Raw genomic sequence first — 15,024 nt, 5'->3', positions numbered from 1 at the left:
CAATAGCATAACAATAACAGGAAGGTATATGCATCGATACCGTGCTTATCTAACCCAAGCTTATCAAACCAATGCTTTCCCGGTTAAGATTTGTCACTTTGGGCTTTATCTGAATAAGCTTTATCGACTCGCCGCATATATCTTCGCTGCCATCAGGGCATTTGTCTGTTTCATTATTTGGATGAGTGCGTGCAGTTTGCCTGCCATGGCGCAGCAACTAGACGAGAAAATCAGCTTTAGTGATTATTTAATTCAATTAAAGCAAGAAGCTAGTCTCCAAGGCATCAGCCAAACCACCTTAGATATAGCCTTTCCCCAGATCAAACTCTTCAAAAAAGCCCGCGCGACAGACAGTTTCCAAACTGACAAAACCCACAACCTCGATACTTATCTCGCCGACATTGTGCCCGAGTGGAAAGTTGACACCGCCCGTGTGCTGTTTAAAGAGCATGAACAACAACTCAATGCCATCGCCAGCCAATACTCAGTTCAGCCACGCTTCTTAGTTGCGCTCTGGGGGCTTGTTTCAGACTTTGGTGAAGCCTCTGGGGATTATCCTGTGCTATCTGTGACTGCGTCACTGGCCTTTGGCGGCGAGCGTGAAGCCTTCTTCAAAAAAGAGTTTGTGGCTGCACTTCGCATAATGGAAAAAGAACATATGGGTTTTCAAGATCTTAAAAGCCATTGGAATGGCGCTATGGGGCAAATGCAGCTGATGCCTACGGATTATCTTGCCTACGGGCAGGACGGCGATGGTGACGGAAAGAAAGACATTTGGCACAACACACAAGATGCGTTTGCCTCCGCGGCGTATTTGCTACAGCAACTCGGTTGGAATGGCGATGATACTTGGGGGCGACAAGTACAAGTGCCCGCAGCGCTTGATTTGGCACTTGCTGGATTAGATAAACCCCAGTCTTTAGCCCAGTGGCAAAATCTCGGTATTCGCAAGTTTGATCATACCGATTTGCCGTCCCGCGAAGACATCAACGCCTCGCTAATCATGCCCGATGGTGTTACCGGTCGAAAATACCTCGTTTATGGCAATTACCGCGCCTTAATGCACTGGCAGAATACCGATTATTTCGGGATTTCTGTCGCGCATCTGTCCGAGAGAATAAAGTATCCGCCGATAAACTAGTGTAAAATAGCCCGCATTAAGCGGGCTTTTTATTGAGAAGAAACAGTTAATCATGGCATTTTGGCAGAGCAAAACATTAGCGCAGATGAGCACAACCGAGTGGGAATCCCTGTGTGACGGTTGTGGTAAATGTTGTTTAAACAAGTTGATAGATGATGAAACCGAAGACTTGTATTACACCAATGCAGCCTGCCTTTTGCTCGATCATCAAACGGCGGGCTGCCAGCATTACACTGACCGTTTCACCCATGTGCCACAATGTACTGTGATCACGATTGATAATATCCATGAGTTAACTTGGCTGCCTGACAGCTGCGCCTATCGCCGTTTAGCGGCAGGGCGCGAGCTACCGAGCTGGCATCCGCTGCTGACTGGTTCTAAAGAGGCGATGCATTTAGCGGGCATGTCGATCCAAGGCAAAGTGGTCGATGAAAGACGCGTGAAGGATATTGAAGATCATATCGTGCTATGGCCACTTAAAGATGTGGATTAACAGACGTGGGGACGCGGGCTAATTTTTGCCGTCGCGTTGTTGATTGAAAAGTGAGTTAATGATTGAAATGTTACTGGTTGACTGAACAACTGCTTGATTGAAAAACAGTGGTTGATTCGACTGTGACCGTCAGAATGAAAAAACAACAAGGGAGCGATTATTGCTCCCTTGTGCATGTTGGGTGTTAAGTGAATTTAAACTTCGTTAAATAACCTTTGGCTAGATTTTTAATCCCACCATCAATTGATCCAGTTGCCCAGCTGTTGCTTGCAGCTCATCACAACCTGAAACAGACTGGTTCGCCGATTGCTCCACATCGTGGGACTGGTTGCGAATTTCCATCAGGTTAGTCGCAATCTCGTTGGCCACTGCCGATTGCTCTTCGGCCGAGGTGGCAATTAGTACACTCATTTCAAACACTTTGTTGCTGTGGTGGGCGATAAACTCTAAGTCTTTACCCGTTTGCAGTACGTGTTGTTTACCTTCATCGGCTTGATTCACTGTACGCGACATCACTTGGGTTAGATTGCGCGTACCCGACTGCAGTGATTCGATCATGGTTTTGATCTCAACCGTTGCGGCCTGAGTGCGGCCCGCTAAAGTACGTACCTCATCGGCCACCACGGCAAAACCACGGCCTTGTTCACCGGCGCGCGCCGCTTCAATCGCTGCGTTGAGGGCGAGTAGGTTGGTTTGCTGGGAAATTGCATTAATAGTTGATACCACTTCATCAATTTTACTGGCGTTGTCATTGAGAACGCCCACCGCATTTGAGGCCGCAGAAATTTCATCCGATAACACGTCAATAGCCTTGACTGTGGTTTCAATGTCTTTACCGCCAGCACTAACTTGTTGATTGGCTTCTTGGGTTTCGGCAGAAGATTGTTCAGCATTACGGGCAACTTCCTTCACTGCAGCGGTCATTTCTTCCATTGCCGTTGCTAGGGAATCCAAATGTTGTCTCTGGTTCACCGCCAAGGATTGACCTTGCTGCGCTGTGCTACGAAACGAGGAGACTACCTCACGGATTTTTGTTGTCGATTCTGCGATTTGTTTCACTAACAGATGTTGACGTTCAACTAAGGTATCTATGCTGATAGCTAAGATACTGAACTCGTCTTTTACTTCGAAGAAGTTTAAACGCCCAGTTAAATCGCCCGATGCGGCCCGTTTTAATGCCATCACTGTGGTATAAAGTGCGCCGCCCACGAAGGTCGAAATGTAGTAGCTAAATAAAAACAACACAAATAGAAGCGCCGCCATCAGGCCGTAAACCAGCAGGTTATCTTTGGCGAGCAGGGCATCAATTTCTTTGCTGTCTAAGGGAATAATCGTGATCAGGTTTTGATCGTTAACGCCACTCACAGCTCTAGGTAGCTTACCGCTATTATCAATACCGCCACCGCTGCGAGCTAAGGATTGCGCTTTACTGTCGGCCTCATTCACCGAAATAATGCTGACATTGCCTTTGATGTCGCGGCTTAGCTGGCTAAGGATAGCTTGGCGTTCTTGCTCTGGGAGTTTGTTATATAAGGTACCCGTGACTTGGTTGATTTGTTGTGAAGCATTTTGCAGACCGTTGAGTTGTCCTTGGACTAAGGTTTGCTGGGATTGGTTATCAAGAAAAATCGCCAGTCCAACAATCATTAGCATAGGAACGATAGAGAGAATTGCGAATTTAGTTTTTAAGGTCATATGGATAAGATATTGATCTATCCAGCGAAACTTTACTTCTTTCATGAGTGCCTCGATAAAATGGGCTGTGAACCGAATGTATATCGGTTAGTTTGCCATAGACTTTATAGTTTTCTGTTTTGTAAAAGCTTATATCGTTAATGTAGTCTAATTGCAGTCGTTATTGTGTTATTTGCTGCAATTTTGGCAGGGTACGGGTGTGAGTTTACAGTTTAGTTACAAATGCTGCTAGTGGCTGAACGCGGAACTTGTTTCGGTCAGAATCGAGGTTTAGATTTCACCTTGAGCAAAACTCAGGCTCTGAACTGGGGTAACACATGAATTTGCATGATAAAAACCCCCAATAAGCCCTAGTAATATGCCGCTCGCTCGCGTAAAATTTCTATCCTTTTATTTCGTTATAGCTAGCAAAGCGTCTGGCATTAACGCCCGATAACCTGAGCACCCAAATAGCCTGAAAGTTTGGCGCCCATAGCACTTGTTTATCAAGCGCGACTATGCAGTGGAAGAGAAAATGCAGCAGTTAACTGAGATCGTAGAACAAGCCTTAGTCATTATTGACCAGGCCAGTGATCTAAAAGCACTGGATGATATCCGTGTCGATTACCTGGGTAAGAAAGGTAAGATCACCGACATGATGAAAATGATGGGTAGCTTAAGCCCTGAAGAAAAGCCAGCCTTTGGCCAAGCGGTCAATGATGCTAAACAGGCGATTCAACAAAAATTAACTGAGCGCATCGATGGTCTGAAGAGTTCGGAACTGGAAGCCAAATTAATCGCTGAAAAGATTGATGTGACTTTGCCAGGCCGTACCCAAGAGATCGGTGGCTTACATCCAGTGACGCGTACCATTGAACGTATCGAAACCTTTTTCGGGGAATTAGGGTTCTCGGTAAAGCAAGGGCCTGAAATTGAAGATGATTTCCACAACTTCGATGCGCTGAATATCTCTGAACACCACCCTGCGCGTGCTGATCATGATACCTTTTATTTCAATCCTAAACTGATGCTGCGTACCCAAACGTCGGGCGTGCAAATCCGTACTATGGAAACTGAAAAGCCACCCTTACGCATTATTTCACCGGGTCGTGTTTATCGTAACGATTACGACCAAACGCACACGCCAATGTTCCACCAAGTGGAAGGTTTGCTCGTGGATGAACATGTTAACTTTGCCGAATTGAAGGGCATTTTGCATGACTTCCTGCGTAACTTCTTCGAAGAAGATCTGCAAGTGCGTTTCCGTCCATCTTACTTCCCATTCACTGAACCTTCAGCGGAAGTGGACGTGATGGGCAAAAATGGTAAATGGCTAGAAGTGCTTGGCTGCGGTATGGTACATCCGAATGTGCTGCGCAGCGTTGGCATAGATCCAGAAAAATACTCTGGTTTTGCTTTTGGTATGGGTGTCGAGCGCTTAACTATGTTGCGTTACGGCGTAAACGATTTACGTGCGTTTTTCGAAAACGACCTACGTTTCCTGAAGCAATTTAAATAACGGAGCTGTAATAGCATGAAATTTAGCGAATCTTGGCTTCGTGAATGGGTAAACCCTTCAGTCAGCCGTGAAGCATTATCCCACCAGATCACTATGGCCGGTCTCGAAGTCGATGACGTTGAAGCCGTAGCTGCCGATTTTAGCGGTGTAGTGATTGGTGAAGTGGTTGAGTGTGGTCAGCATCCCGATGCCGATAAACTGCGCGTGACCAAAATCAACGTTGGTGGTAGTGAACTTATCGATATCGTCTGCGGTGCACCAAACTGCCGTCAGGGTCTTAAAGTGGCCGTGGCTATGGTTGGCGCCGTATTACCTGGCGATTTCAAAATCAAGAAAGCCAAGCTGCGTGGCATGCCATCAGAAGGCATGTTGTGCTCGTACAGCGAGCTTGGCATTAACGTCGAAAGCGATGGCATTATCGAATTGCCATTGGACGCGCCATTAGGCACTGACATCCGCGACTATCTGCAACTTAATGATGCCGTTATCGATGTGGATTTAACGGCTAACCGTGCCGATTGCTTAGGTATGGCAGGTCTTGCCCGTGAAGTGGGCGTGTTAAACCGCCAAACAGTGGTTGAGCCACAGTGGCAAGCCGTTACGCCAACGACAGATGCACAGGTCACGATTAACGTTAACGCGCCTGCAGCGTGTCCACGTTACTTAGGCCGTGTGGTTAAAAACGTCAATGTTAAAGCGCCTACGCCATTATGGATGCAGGAAAAACTGCGTCGAAGCGGTATTCGCTCTATCGATCCTATCGTAGACATCACTAACTTTGTGTTGATTGAATTCGGTCAACCTATGCACGCTTTCGATCTGGCCAAATTAACGGGCGATATCCAAGTGCGTTTAGGCACTGGCGAAGAGAAAATCACCCTGCTTGATGGCAGCGAAGTGACCATCCCAAGCGATACCTTAGTGATCGCCGATGATTTGCGTCCATTAGCCCTTGCTGGTGTGTTTGGCGGCGAATACTCAGGCGTGAGCGACACGACCCAAGACATACTGCTTGAATGTGCCTTCTTCGCGCCGCTTGCCATTATGGGTAAGTCACGTCGTTTAGGTTTGCACACAGATTCATCACACCGCTTTGAGCGTGGTGTTGACCCTGAGATGCAACACAAGGTTATCGACCGTGCTACCCGTTTAGTACTGGATATCTGTGGTGGTGAAGCTGGCCCTGTAGTTGAGGCTAAATCAGAGGCTGATTTACCCAAACCTGCACAAATCGTGTTACGTCGCAGCAAGTTAGATAAAATCCTCGGTCACCATGTACCTGATAGCGATGTGGCTGAAATCCTCACGCGTTTAGGTTTTGCTGTCGTTGCAGCAGAGGGAAGCTGGCAGGTCACCACTGCGACCTATCGTTTTGATATGGCGATTGAAGAAGATTTGATTGAAGAAGTGGCGCGTATTTACGGTTATAACAATATCCCGAATACGGCGCCTGTTGCCGCTCTGCGTATGTCAGATCATAAAGAATCTGACTTAAGCCTAAAACGCGTGCGTGCCTTATTGGTCGCTCGCGGCTTCCAAGAAGCGGTAACCTACAGTTTTGTCGATCCAAAATTGCAAAATCTGGTTCACCCTGGTTTAGACGCTATGGTGTTACCAAACCCCATTTCCAGTGAAATGTCGGCCATGCGCCTGTCAATGTTCACCGGTTTATTGGCCGCCGTTGGCTACAACCAAAGTCGTCAACAGGGTCGTGTGAGACTTTTTGAAACTGGCCTGCGCTTTGTTCCTGATATCAATGCAGAATCCGGTGTAAGACAACAAGCAATGCTCGCTTGTGTCATTACTGGGCTCCAAAATGACGAACATTGGGCTATGGAATCGAAAACCGTTGATTTTTTCGACCTTAAAGGTGATTTAGAAGCAATTATCGGCTTGACAGTTTCCGCATCAGAATTTAGCTTTAGAGGAGCGACGCATTCTGCTCTCCATCCGGGGCAATGTGCTGAAATATTGAGAAATGATCGAGTGATCGGTCATATAGGTGCAATCCATCCTAGTTTGGAGAAGCCTTTTGGACTCAATGGTAAAACCATCGTTTTTGAGTTGGAATTGGATGCTTTATTGCATACCAGTTTGCCGCTAGCCCAAGCTGTATCTAAGTTTCCAGCTAATCGTCGTGACATCGCAGTCGTAGTAGATGAGAGTGTATCTGCAGGTGATGTAATGAAATTGATAAGAAAAGTTGGCGAAAATCAGTTGGTTGGCATAAACTTGTTCGATGTATACTTAGGTAAAGGTGTTGAACCTGGCAAGAAGAGCCTGGCGATAGCACTTACATTACAAGACACTACTCGTACGCTTGAGGAAAAAGAGATTGCTGAGACCGTTGGTTCAGTTGTTTCTGCCCTTAAGTCCGAGTTCAACGCATCGTTGAGGGATTAAAGTATGGCACTTACCAAAGCCGAAATGGCAGAACATCTTTTTGAAACACTCGGAATGAACAAACGTGTCGCCAAAGAGATGGTTGAGTCGTTCTTTGAAGAGATTCGGGGCGCACTTGAAAGTGGTGAGCAGGTCAAGTTATCTGGCTTTGGCAACTTTGACCTTAGGGACAAGAATCAAAGACCGGGAAGGAACCCAAAAACAGGCGAAGATATCCCAATTTCTGCTCGTCGTGTCGTGACTTTCCGTCCCGGCCAAAAGCTGAAAACTCGTGTAGAAGCAGCAAACACGGGTAAGTAATTTCGTTTGTTTGATGGGAAAGCCACTCCTTAGAGAGTGGCTTTCCTGTTTATTTTTTCGTGCAATATCTCCATTATTTCTATCCACTGTCTGAGGTGAATTCTTTGTCAAGACAGCCCAAACATTTTGACCGTCGTTTTAAACTCGCCTTATTACACCCTAGATACTGGGCCACTTGGTTAGCGATTGGTCTATTAGTGATTTTCGGACTCATGCCCGCATGGCTACGTGATCCCATAGCAAGATTATTGGCAAAAATAGTGATGCCAATTGCCAAAAAGCCCATTAGCGTTGCCAGAGCCAACTTAAGGGCGTGCTTTCCTGAGCAATCCACCGCCGAGATTGAAGTGTTAATCCGTGAGAACGTGCAAAACTTCGTTTTGGTGTTGTTAGCACAGGGCGAATTGCTGGTGCGCTCAAAAGCGCATTTACGTCGTCGAGTCAATTTAATCGGCTTTGAGCATGTGACTAAAGCGCAGGCTGCTGGGCAACCGATCATTTTCATCATGCCCCATGTGTGGCCAATCGATTATGCTGGTTTACGCCTTAACCTTGAGTTGCCTATGGTGACGATGGCCAAAGCCCATAAAAACGGCTTATTCAATTGGTTTAGTAATCGTGTGCGTAGCAGCTGTGGTGGCCATGTGTATATGCGTGAGGCGGGGATTCGGGCGTTATTAGCCGAGCTTAAGCGCGGTAACAGTTTCTTTTATCTTCCCGATGAAGATTTAGGCCCAGAACAAAGTGTGTTTGCACCTTTTTTAGGCACAGTGAAAGCAACGCTGCCTGTCGTTGGGCGTTTAGCACAGGCGGGTAATGCCCAAGTGCTACCTGTAAAGATTGGTTACAACCAAGCGACACGTCAGTTTGATCTCACTGTGATGACGGCCGTTGCGCCTGAAGACATGGTAGGCAAGGAAAACGAGGCGTTGGCGCTGAACAAAGTGGTCGAGCAAGTTATATTAGCTTATCCAGAGCAATATATGTGGTTCCTACGGGTGCTCAAGACGCGCCCAGAGGGTGAAGCTTCTATCTACGGTTAATGAAGAGCCTGTCAATTTAGTATGGCTAAAAATGGCTTTGAGCGCTCAGTGCTCAAAGCCATTTTTGTTTTGAGGGGTATTCTTGTTGATGGCACTCTTTATTGATTGAGATCTTGATCAACTCTGCTGTCGTTAACAATGCCAATTACAAATGAGGCACCTAATCTTCATCTTGTTCCATTTCAAGTTGCATCAGTAGCATGTCTTCGCCATCGAGTACGCGGGTGCGATAGCTTTGACACGCAGGGCAGACGATGGTGCGTTCACTCAGCACGGATTCGCTCTGGCAGTCTTGGCAAAGTATTACTAGCGGCTGAATTTGGATATTGAGCTGGGCAGCTTTGCAAATGCTATCGAGCTTAAAGGTATCGAAGGCGGTTTGCAGCAGGCTAGGCTCAACCCCGCTCATCACCCCCAGTTTGATATCCACTCGGGTGATTTTAGCGGCGTGATTGACCAGCGCATGCTGTTCACATTGCTCAATCAGGGCACTCACAATCGAATATTCGTGCATCAGCAAATCCTTGGCAGCAGTTCACCTTGGGGAAGATCGAGATAACGCTTAGTATTCCAAGGCGTTCTTAGCACGACTTTCCCCGCGAATTCATCACTCACAGTCCCGATTATCGATGCGTGCTCACAGCGGCCAAAGCGTTGCATGATCTCGAGCGCACCTAACGCTATGTCGTTGGGAACGGCGAGGATGAAAGTGCCTTCGTTAGCGAGATCCATGGCTTCGAAACCATAGAGTTCACACAGACCTTTGACTTCATCGCTGACGGGAATACTGGCCTCATTGACTGTAATGCCGACATTGGAGGCGACGGCCCATTCGTTGAGCACTGCCGATAAGCCACCGCGAGTCGCATCGCGCATCGCATGAATGGGAATATTGGCGGCGATCAATTGCTCGACTATCGGCCAGAGCGTCGCGCAGTCACTTTGCAATGCCGATTCGAGTGTGAGTCCTTCTCGCGCCATTAAAATCGCCGCGCCGTGGCAGCCTATATCACGGGAGACGATAATGGCATCGCCCACAGCGATATTTGCTGCTGAGATGTTGGGACGCAAGATGCGACCAATGCCTGAGGTATTAATAAATAAACCATCGGCGCAGCCCTTGGGTACGACTTTAGTGTCGCCGCAGACAATCCGCGCGCCACTTTGTTTGAGCTCTTTTGCCATGCTGCGGACAATAGTCGTTAAATCATTGATAGAAAAGCCTTCTTCGATGATCACGCTACAGCTCAGATACTGAGGTTCTGCACCCATCATAGCGAGATCGTTGACTGTGCCCGCGATAGCAAGTTTGCCGATATCGCCGCCGGCAAAAAACAAAGGGGAGACGGTGAAAGAGTCAGTAGTAAAGGCGTTGGCGCCGTGCAAATCGAGTTTGGCAGCGTCTTCTTCGCTACGAAGGATTGGATTATCAAATTCGGCAAAAAACAGACCTCGGATCAGTTTATTCATTTCTTTGCCGCCACCACCGTGGCTGAGCTGAATGGATTTATCTTTTAGCGTATCAGCCATGATGTGGCTCCTTGATATCGATACCTTGATAGCGGTAATAGGCGTTGCAAGCGCCTTCGGAGCTGACCATGCAGCTGCCTAAGGGCGTTTCGGGATTGCAGCCGCGGCCAAAAACTTTACAGTCCTTTGGTTTAGCAAGCCCGCGAAGAATGTCGCCACACTGACAGGCTTTATGATCGTCAATTTCCTTCACGGGGAGGCGGTCTTTAAAGCGCAGTTCGGCGTCCCTGTGGGCATATTCGGGTTTGAGCTGCAGCGCTGAATTGGGGATAGGACCGAGGCCGCGCCAGCGAAATTGTGGTCTGATATTAAAGAATTGATTCACTTTGGCCTGCGCCGTGAGGTTACCGTCTTCCGATACCGCGCGGCTGTATTGGATATCGAGCTCCGCTTTGCCCGCGGCTTTTTGGCGTACAATCCGTAAAATAGACTCCATCACATCAACGGGTTCAAATCCTGCGACGACCACGGGCGTACCATAGTTTTCGACTGTGCTGCGATAGATTTTGGCGCCGCTGATCACGCTCACATGGGCGGGGCCAATAAAGGCATTCACTCTGGCTTTCGGGTCGTGCATCACGGCATCAATCGCGGGCGGCACTAATACATGATTAATATGGAATAACAGATTCTCGAGTTTTTCGTGTTCGGCCAGCTGCAATAAAATCGCTGTCATTGGGGTTGAGGTTTCAAAGCCGATGGCAAAGAACACTACGGTTTTATCGGGATTATCTCGGGCAATTTTGAGCGTATCTAAGGGATCATAAATCGGTCGAATATCGCAGCCTTTCGCCCTAAAACTGGCTAAGGAACCCTTAGAACCGGGCACACGGATCATATCGCCCAGCGTCACTAAGATGACATTCTCTTGGGAGGCCAGCGCCGCCGCTTGGTCGATACGCTCTTTCGGCATAATGCACACTGGACAACCTGGACCGTGGATAAACTCAATGTTATCAGGCAGTAAATCCAGCAAGCCGTATTTCATAATAGTGTGAGTATGACCGCCACAGACTTCCATGATATTGATTGGTTGCTTAACTAATTTAGCGGTTAACTGAATATCCCGCGCTAAATTGGCAATCGTTTGGGGATCGCGAAAGCCTTGATAGAGGTGTTTTAGTTCAAGCATGCTCTTTCCTCGGTGCACTCGATAGGGTGCGCGCCTTGCTACTCAATCTTGCATTGTTGATGGTCAGTGTATGGCTTCGTTTTCGAGTTTAGTGACGATTTCTTGGTATAGGTCAATGCTTTGCTGCGCATCTTCCTTATCGATTTTGTTCATCACAAAGCCAATATGGATCAACACATAGTCTCCAATCTCCAGTGGCTCATTCATCAAATGACTACTGACATCGCGGCGCACGCCTAAGGTATCGACCGTGACACTCTGGCGTTCAATATCGACCGCCACCACTTGGGAAGGTATGGACAAGCACATTATTGTGCACCTCTAATATTGTCTTTAAGCCAAGCCGCCACAGCCTGCATGGAGTCGCCATCTTTAATGGAGACTTCAATGATTTGAGTTGCTGGATTGAGTTTTTTAAGCTGTGCTCTGGCTTCGTCCAGCTTGAAATCAAAATAGGGCAGTAGATCGCACTTAGTGATAAAAACTACATCGGCGCGGCGGAACATCACGGGATATTTTTCAATTTTATCATCGCCTTCTGGCACGGACAGCAGCACGATATTTTTGTGTGTACCCACGTCATAACTGGCTGGGCAGACGAGATTACCGACGTTTTCAACGAAGCAAATATCCAGTCCATCAAGTGGTAAGTGATGCAGGGCACCGTGCACCATAAAGGCGTCAAGGTGACAGGCCGAGCCCGTTTGAATTTGATAGGCTGTAATGCCTTTCGCGATTAAGCGGTCGGCATCGCGGGAGGTTTCTAAGTCGCCTTCAATCACCGCATAGTTGAGCTTGGTGTATTCTTTGAGATTTTCTAATAGGGTAGTTTTACCGCTGCCTGGACTACTCATGATGTTGAAGGCCGTGACCTTATGTGCCTCAAAGTGGGCGCGGTTATGACCGGCTTCGACATCATTTTTATCTAAAATCTTGTGGATGACTGACAAGGTTTTTTTATCGTTTAACTGAGGATTGGTGTGTAACTCACTATGACTATGCAATGAGTTATGCGATGCGTCATGCTCATGCGAATGGCCGTGCCCGTGATCATGGCTATGGTCATGACTATCAACATGTGAGTGCGCGCCTAAATGATCATGGTCTTGGCGGGTAAGGGAGCAGCCGCAGTCTTTACACATTTTACCTCTCCTTGAATCGGCAGAGTGCGAGGACTTTGCCTGACGAATTGTGAATGCTGATGTACTGATCGTTAATTTGGTTAAGCTAATGTTGAGTGTGATACAAATTGCGCTGCAGATCTTTGATGTTCGTCAGGTTTATGGGGATAAAAATGGCGAGCGAACATCGGGGGTTATCAAATAAGTAAGGTTATTGATTCTGATGAATGCCATACCAAAGTTGGCCTAGGGCGATGCCGCCATCATTGATGGGGATCTGTTGACTGGATAACACTTTATTGCCTTGGGCGCAGAGTTTGCCGAGGCAATATTCCAATAGGTATTTATTTTGGAATACACCGCCGCAGAGCACGGTTGGGATGTGTTGATACTGGGCTGCATAATCACAGATAGCATCACCTAATGTGTGTAGAAAGGCGCGGGCGATGGCATCTCGTCTGTTGTCCGTTAGCGGTTTTTCAGTCATTAATTTAACAATCTGCTTGAACATTTCACTGCTGCGCCACTGGTCGACGTCAAGAGGTAAGTTAAGCGAAATGGCTTCAAGGGCTAATGCATCGGCGCGATTGGCCGCGGCTTCTATCGCCATGCCAGCTTGACCTTCAAATTGTGTGGTTTCGATTAAGCCTAAGGCGCAGGCGAGGGCATCAAACAAGCGTCCGACCGATGAGCTTTTAAGTGCGCTGCCGTTCTGCCAAATTTTATATAAATTAGTTAAGGTATTTGAGCTCATGCTGCAGATAATCGGCAAGTTCAGCGCGAGTACAGCATCAAGGCTCATTTGCTCGAACAATAATGCAAGTAATAACCTCACGGGTTGCTTAATTGCTTGCTCGCCGCCCAGCAGGGCTATAGGCTCAAAATGGGCCAGTCGCTGCACTTTATCCAGCGTGGTTAATAGCACTTCACCGCCCCATAAACTGCCATCGTCGCCAAGCCCAGTGCCATCAAAACTAAAACCCAATACGGGATCTCGATATTGGTTAACCGCCATTACGCTGAGCACATGGGCATGGTGATGTTGCACAGCTAAACATTGGCTGGTATCGCTGAGTTCTACATTTGAGTTTGAGTGCATTTCCGCCCAGCGTGAGGGGGCATAATCTGGGTGTTTATCGCGAACAATGAGATTGGGCGCAAAGTGATACAGCCGCGCAAAGGTGGCTAAGGTGCGCTCAAAATAGTGCTCGGCGCTGACACTGAATAAATCGCCAATATGGGGACTTAAAAACACATTATTGCCAAAGCCTAACGCGATCGCATTTTTTTGTTGTGCACCCACGGCCAAAATTGATTGGGTTAGCGGTGTATCAAGTGGGAAACTCAAGGGCGCATAACCACGGGCGAGACGCAGTACTTGTACCTCTGCAGGCAAATCCATGTTGGGCTGAATCACCTGCACCACACTGTCATCGCAGCAATTAATAATCGGCCGATTATGATCGACTATCGCATCCACCACATGACTTAAGTGGCTAATAAGCTCATCACAATCAGTGATGATAGGTTCACCTGACACATTGGCGCTGGTCGCGACCAATGGCCCTTTGAAGAGACCTAACAGCAAATGATGCAGTGGAGTATAGGGCAAAAATACCCCGAGTTTATTCAGATTGGGGGCGACAGCTAAGCTGAGATCATGTTCGGGGCGACTGCTCATCAGGACTATGGGACGCTCCTGCGAACTCAGTACTTGCCACTCGGCATCCGTCCCTGTGACATAGTGCTGCGCCATCTGGATATCCGCCATCATCACAGCTAGCGGCTTGGCTTGGCGCTGTTTTCGCAGCCTAAGAGTGTTGACGGCTTTGTCGTTACGGGCATCACAGATCAAGTGAAATCCGCCCAGTCCCTTAATTGCCAGAATCTGCCCTTGGTGTAATCTGTCAGCCACCGCTGTCAGTACCGCAAGGTCCGTACTCAATTCAGGTGTGCTGAAATTTGAGGTATTGGCAATGATGTATTCCCCTTGCGGTGTTTTTAAACTGAGTCTGGGGCCACAAACTGGGCAACTGACAGGCTGGGCGTGATAGCGGCGGTCGAGTGGGTTTTGATATGCTTTGGCGCACTCGGGGCACATGTCAAAATCGGCCATGGCGGTATTGTGGCGATCATAGGGTAAGGCATTGATTATGGTGTATCTTGGGCCGCAATTTGTGCAGTTGGTAAAGGCATAGCCAAAGTGGCGATCATCAGGATTATACATGTCGTTCAAGCAATCTTGGCAGGTACTTTTATCCGCCGATACTGCCACCTGCGCACCCATTGATGAACTTGGACCATCGTCCTCATGGCTGTCGCTTTTTATAATTTCAAATGTGGTTTCGCTTAGCAAAATCGGCAGTGGTGTTTGGATTATATTGTCGATACGGGCCAGTGGCGGTGGGGTGGTATTGAGCGTTGTGATAAATTGCGTGAGGTTTTCTTCTGTGCCTTGCATCTCAATGGTCACGCCCTTGGCATTGTTGAGCACAGTACCCGTCAGTTGAAATTCAAGGGCATAACGATAGACAAAGGGGCGAAATCCCACCCCTTGCACTATGCCAGTGATGTGCAGCTGACAACGCTTTAGCGCGGCGCCCTTGTGGACAAGGTATTCCAATGCCAGCCTGCGCTTTATCTGCAGATCACTGTGCTTTTTGTGGCG

General features: G+C 47.8%; 13 protein-coding genes. 6 read left to right on the top strand and 7 right to left on the bottom strand.

Going from position 1 to position 15,024, the window contains the following annotated elements; genetic code table 11:
• The first annotated feature begins 28 nt into the window (after nt 1-28).
• Together MO387_RS18165 and MO387_RS18160 are read left to right on the top strand one after the other, a co-directional pair.
• Nucleotides 29-1,141, top strand: a complete 1,113-nt coding sequence (locus MO387_RS18165; protein WP_107947203.1) for a lytic murein transglycosylase — start codon at nt 29-31, stop codon at nt 1,139-1,141.
• 52 nt (nt 1,142-1,193) lie between these two features.
• Nucleotides 1,194-1,634 carry a YcgN family cysteine cluster protein gene (locus MO387_RS18160; protein ID WP_107947205.1) on the top strand — a complete coding sequence of 147 codons (441 nt, stop codon included), beginning with the start codon at nt 1,194-1,196 and terminating at the stop codon, nt 1,632-1,634.
• A gap of 219 nt (nt 1,635-1,853) precedes the next feature.
• Here MO387_RS18160 and MO387_RS18155 read toward each other — a convergent pair whose 3' ends face one another.
• Entirely contained in the window at nt 1,854-3,374 is a 1,521-nt protein-coding gene (locus MO387_RS18155) for a methyl-accepting chemotaxis protein (RefSeq protein ID WP_107947207.1), read from the bottom strand.
• A 469-nt stretch (nt 3,375-3,843) separates the two neighbouring features.
• On the opposite strand from MO387_RS18155, the gene pheS reads away from it, so the two are divergent.
• The 4 genes from pheS (at nt 3,844) to lpxM (ending at nt 8,573) form a co-directional block, all read left to right on the top strand.
• The gene (pheS, locus tag MO387_RS18150; RefSeq protein WP_006081368.1) at nt 3,844-4,827 is read left to right on the top strand and encodes a phenylalanine--tRNA ligase subunit alpha; all 984 of its coding nucleotides are present in this window, start codon (nt 3,844-3,846) and stop codon (nt 4,825-4,827) included.
• A 15-nt stretch (nt 4,828-4,842) separates the two neighbouring features.
• Nucleotides 4,843-7,230, top strand: coding sequence for a phenylalanine--tRNA ligase subunit beta (gene pheT / locus MO387_RS18145; protein WP_107947209.1), 2,388 nt, complete (start codon nt 4,843-4,845; stop codon nt 7,228-7,230).
• A gap of 3 nt (nt 7,231-7,233) precedes the next feature.
• Complete coding sequence (ihfA, locus tag MO387_RS18140; protein WP_006081370.1) at nt 7,234-7,530, top strand: integration host factor subunit alpha; 297 nt, start codon at nt 7,234-7,236, stop codon at nt 7,528-7,530.
• A gap of 104 nt (nt 7,531-7,634) precedes the next feature.
• Entirely contained in the window at nt 7,635-8,573 is a 939-nt protein-coding gene (gene lpxM, locus MO387_RS18135) for a lauroyl-Kdo(2)-lipid IV(A) myristoyltransferase (protein ID WP_107947211.1), read from the top strand.
• A 160-nt stretch (nt 8,574-8,733) separates the two neighbouring features.
• Here the strand turns inward: lpxM and hypA are convergent, their stop codons facing one another.
• From hypA to hypF, 6 genes are all read right to left on the bottom strand, one after another.
• The gene (hypA, locus tag MO387_RS18130; RefSeq protein WP_107947214.1) at nt 8,734-9,087 is read right to left on the bottom strand and encodes a hydrogenase maturation nickel metallochaperone HypA; all 354 of its coding nucleotides are present in this window, start codon (nt 9,085-9,087) and stop codon (nt 8,734-8,736) included.
• A complete protein-coding gene (hypE, locus tag MO387_RS18125; protein ID WP_107947216.1) occupies nt 9,087-10,103 on the bottom strand; it encodes a hydrogenase expression/formation protein HypE in 1,017 nt (338 codons plus the stop codon). The genes hypA and hypE overlap by 1 nt, the downstream gene beginning before the upstream one ends.
• A complete protein-coding gene (gene hypD / locus MO387_RS18120; protein WP_107947218.1) occupies nt 10,096-11,235 on the bottom strand; it encodes a hydrogenase formation protein HypD in 1,140 nt (379 codons plus the stop codon). The genes hypE and hypD overlap by 8 nt, the downstream gene beginning before the upstream one ends.
• A 63-nt stretch (nt 11,236-11,298) precedes the next feature.
• A complete protein-coding gene (locus MO387_RS18115; protein WP_011846641.1) occupies nt 11,299-11,544 on the bottom strand; it encodes a HypC/HybG/HupF family hydrogenase formation chaperone in 246 nt (81 codons plus the stop codon).
• On the bottom strand, nt 11,544-12,377 hold the full coding sequence (hypB, locus tag MO387_RS18110) for a hydrogenase nickel incorporation protein HypB (RefSeq protein WP_107947220.1): 834 nt from the start codon (nt 12,375-12,377) through the stop codon (nt 11,544-11,546). The genes MO387_RS18115 and hypB overlap by 1 nt, the downstream gene beginning before the upstream one ends.
• Before the next feature lie 190 nt (nt 12,378-12,567).
• The gene (gene hypF / locus MO387_RS18105) at nt 12,568-14,979 is read right to left on the bottom strand and encodes a carbamoyltransferase HypF (RefSeq protein WP_107950198.1); all 2,412 of its coding nucleotides are present in this window, start codon (nt 14,977-14,979) and stop codon (nt 12,568-12,570) included.
• Nucleotides 14,980-15,024: the final 45 nt, after the last annotated feature.

This window comes from Shewanella sp. N2AIL, assembly GCF_022690845.1.
In the GTDB taxonomy this organism is placed as follows: Bacteria; Pseudomonadota; Gammaproteobacteria; order Enterobacterales; family Shewanellaceae; genus Shewanella; species Shewanella baltica.
Note: the sequence above shows the minus strand (reverse complement) of the source record. Positions and strands in the feature narration are given on the sequence as shown.

Coding starts and splice junctions, on each gene's coding strand:
- hypA (WP_107947214.1), bottom strand. CDS start 9,087: ATGCACGAATATTCGATTGTGAGTGCCCTGATTGAGCAATGTGAACAG.
- hypB (WP_107947220.1), bottom strand. CDS start 12,377: ATGTGTAAAGACTGCGGCTGCTCCCTTACCCGCCAAGACCATGATCAT.
- hypD (WP_107947218.1), bottom strand. CDS start 11,235: ATGCTTGAACTAAAACACCTCTATCAAGGCTTTCGCGATCCCCAAACG.
- MO387_RS18115 (WP_011846641.1), bottom strand. CDS start 11,544: ATGTGCTTGTCCATACCTTCCCAAGTGGTGGCGGTCGATATTGAACGC.
- MO387_RS18155 (WP_107947207.1), bottom strand. CDS start 3,374: ATGAAAGAAGTAAAGTTTCGCTGGATAGATCAATATCTTATCCATATG.
- pheS (WP_006081368.1), top strand. CDS start 3,844: ATGCAGCAGTTAACTGAGATCGTAGAACAAGCCTTAGTCATTATTGAC.
- ihfA (WP_006081370.1), top strand. CDS start 7,234: ATGGCACTTACCAAAGCCGAAATGGCAGAACATCTTTTTGAAACACTC.
- MO387_RS18160 (WP_107947205.1), top strand. CDS start 1,194: ATGGCATTTTGGCAGAGCAAAACATTAGCGCAGATGAGCACAACCGAG.
- hypE (WP_107947216.1), bottom strand. CDS start 10,103: ATGGCTGATACGCTAAAAGATAAATCCATTCAGCTCAGCCACGGTGGT.
- pheT (WP_107947209.1), top strand. CDS start 4,843: ATGAAATTTAGCGAATCTTGGCTTCGTGAATGGGTAAACCCTTCAGTC.
- MO387_RS18165 (WP_107947203.1), top strand. CDS start 29: ATGCATCGATACCGTGCTTATCTAACCCAAGCTTATCAAACCAATGCT.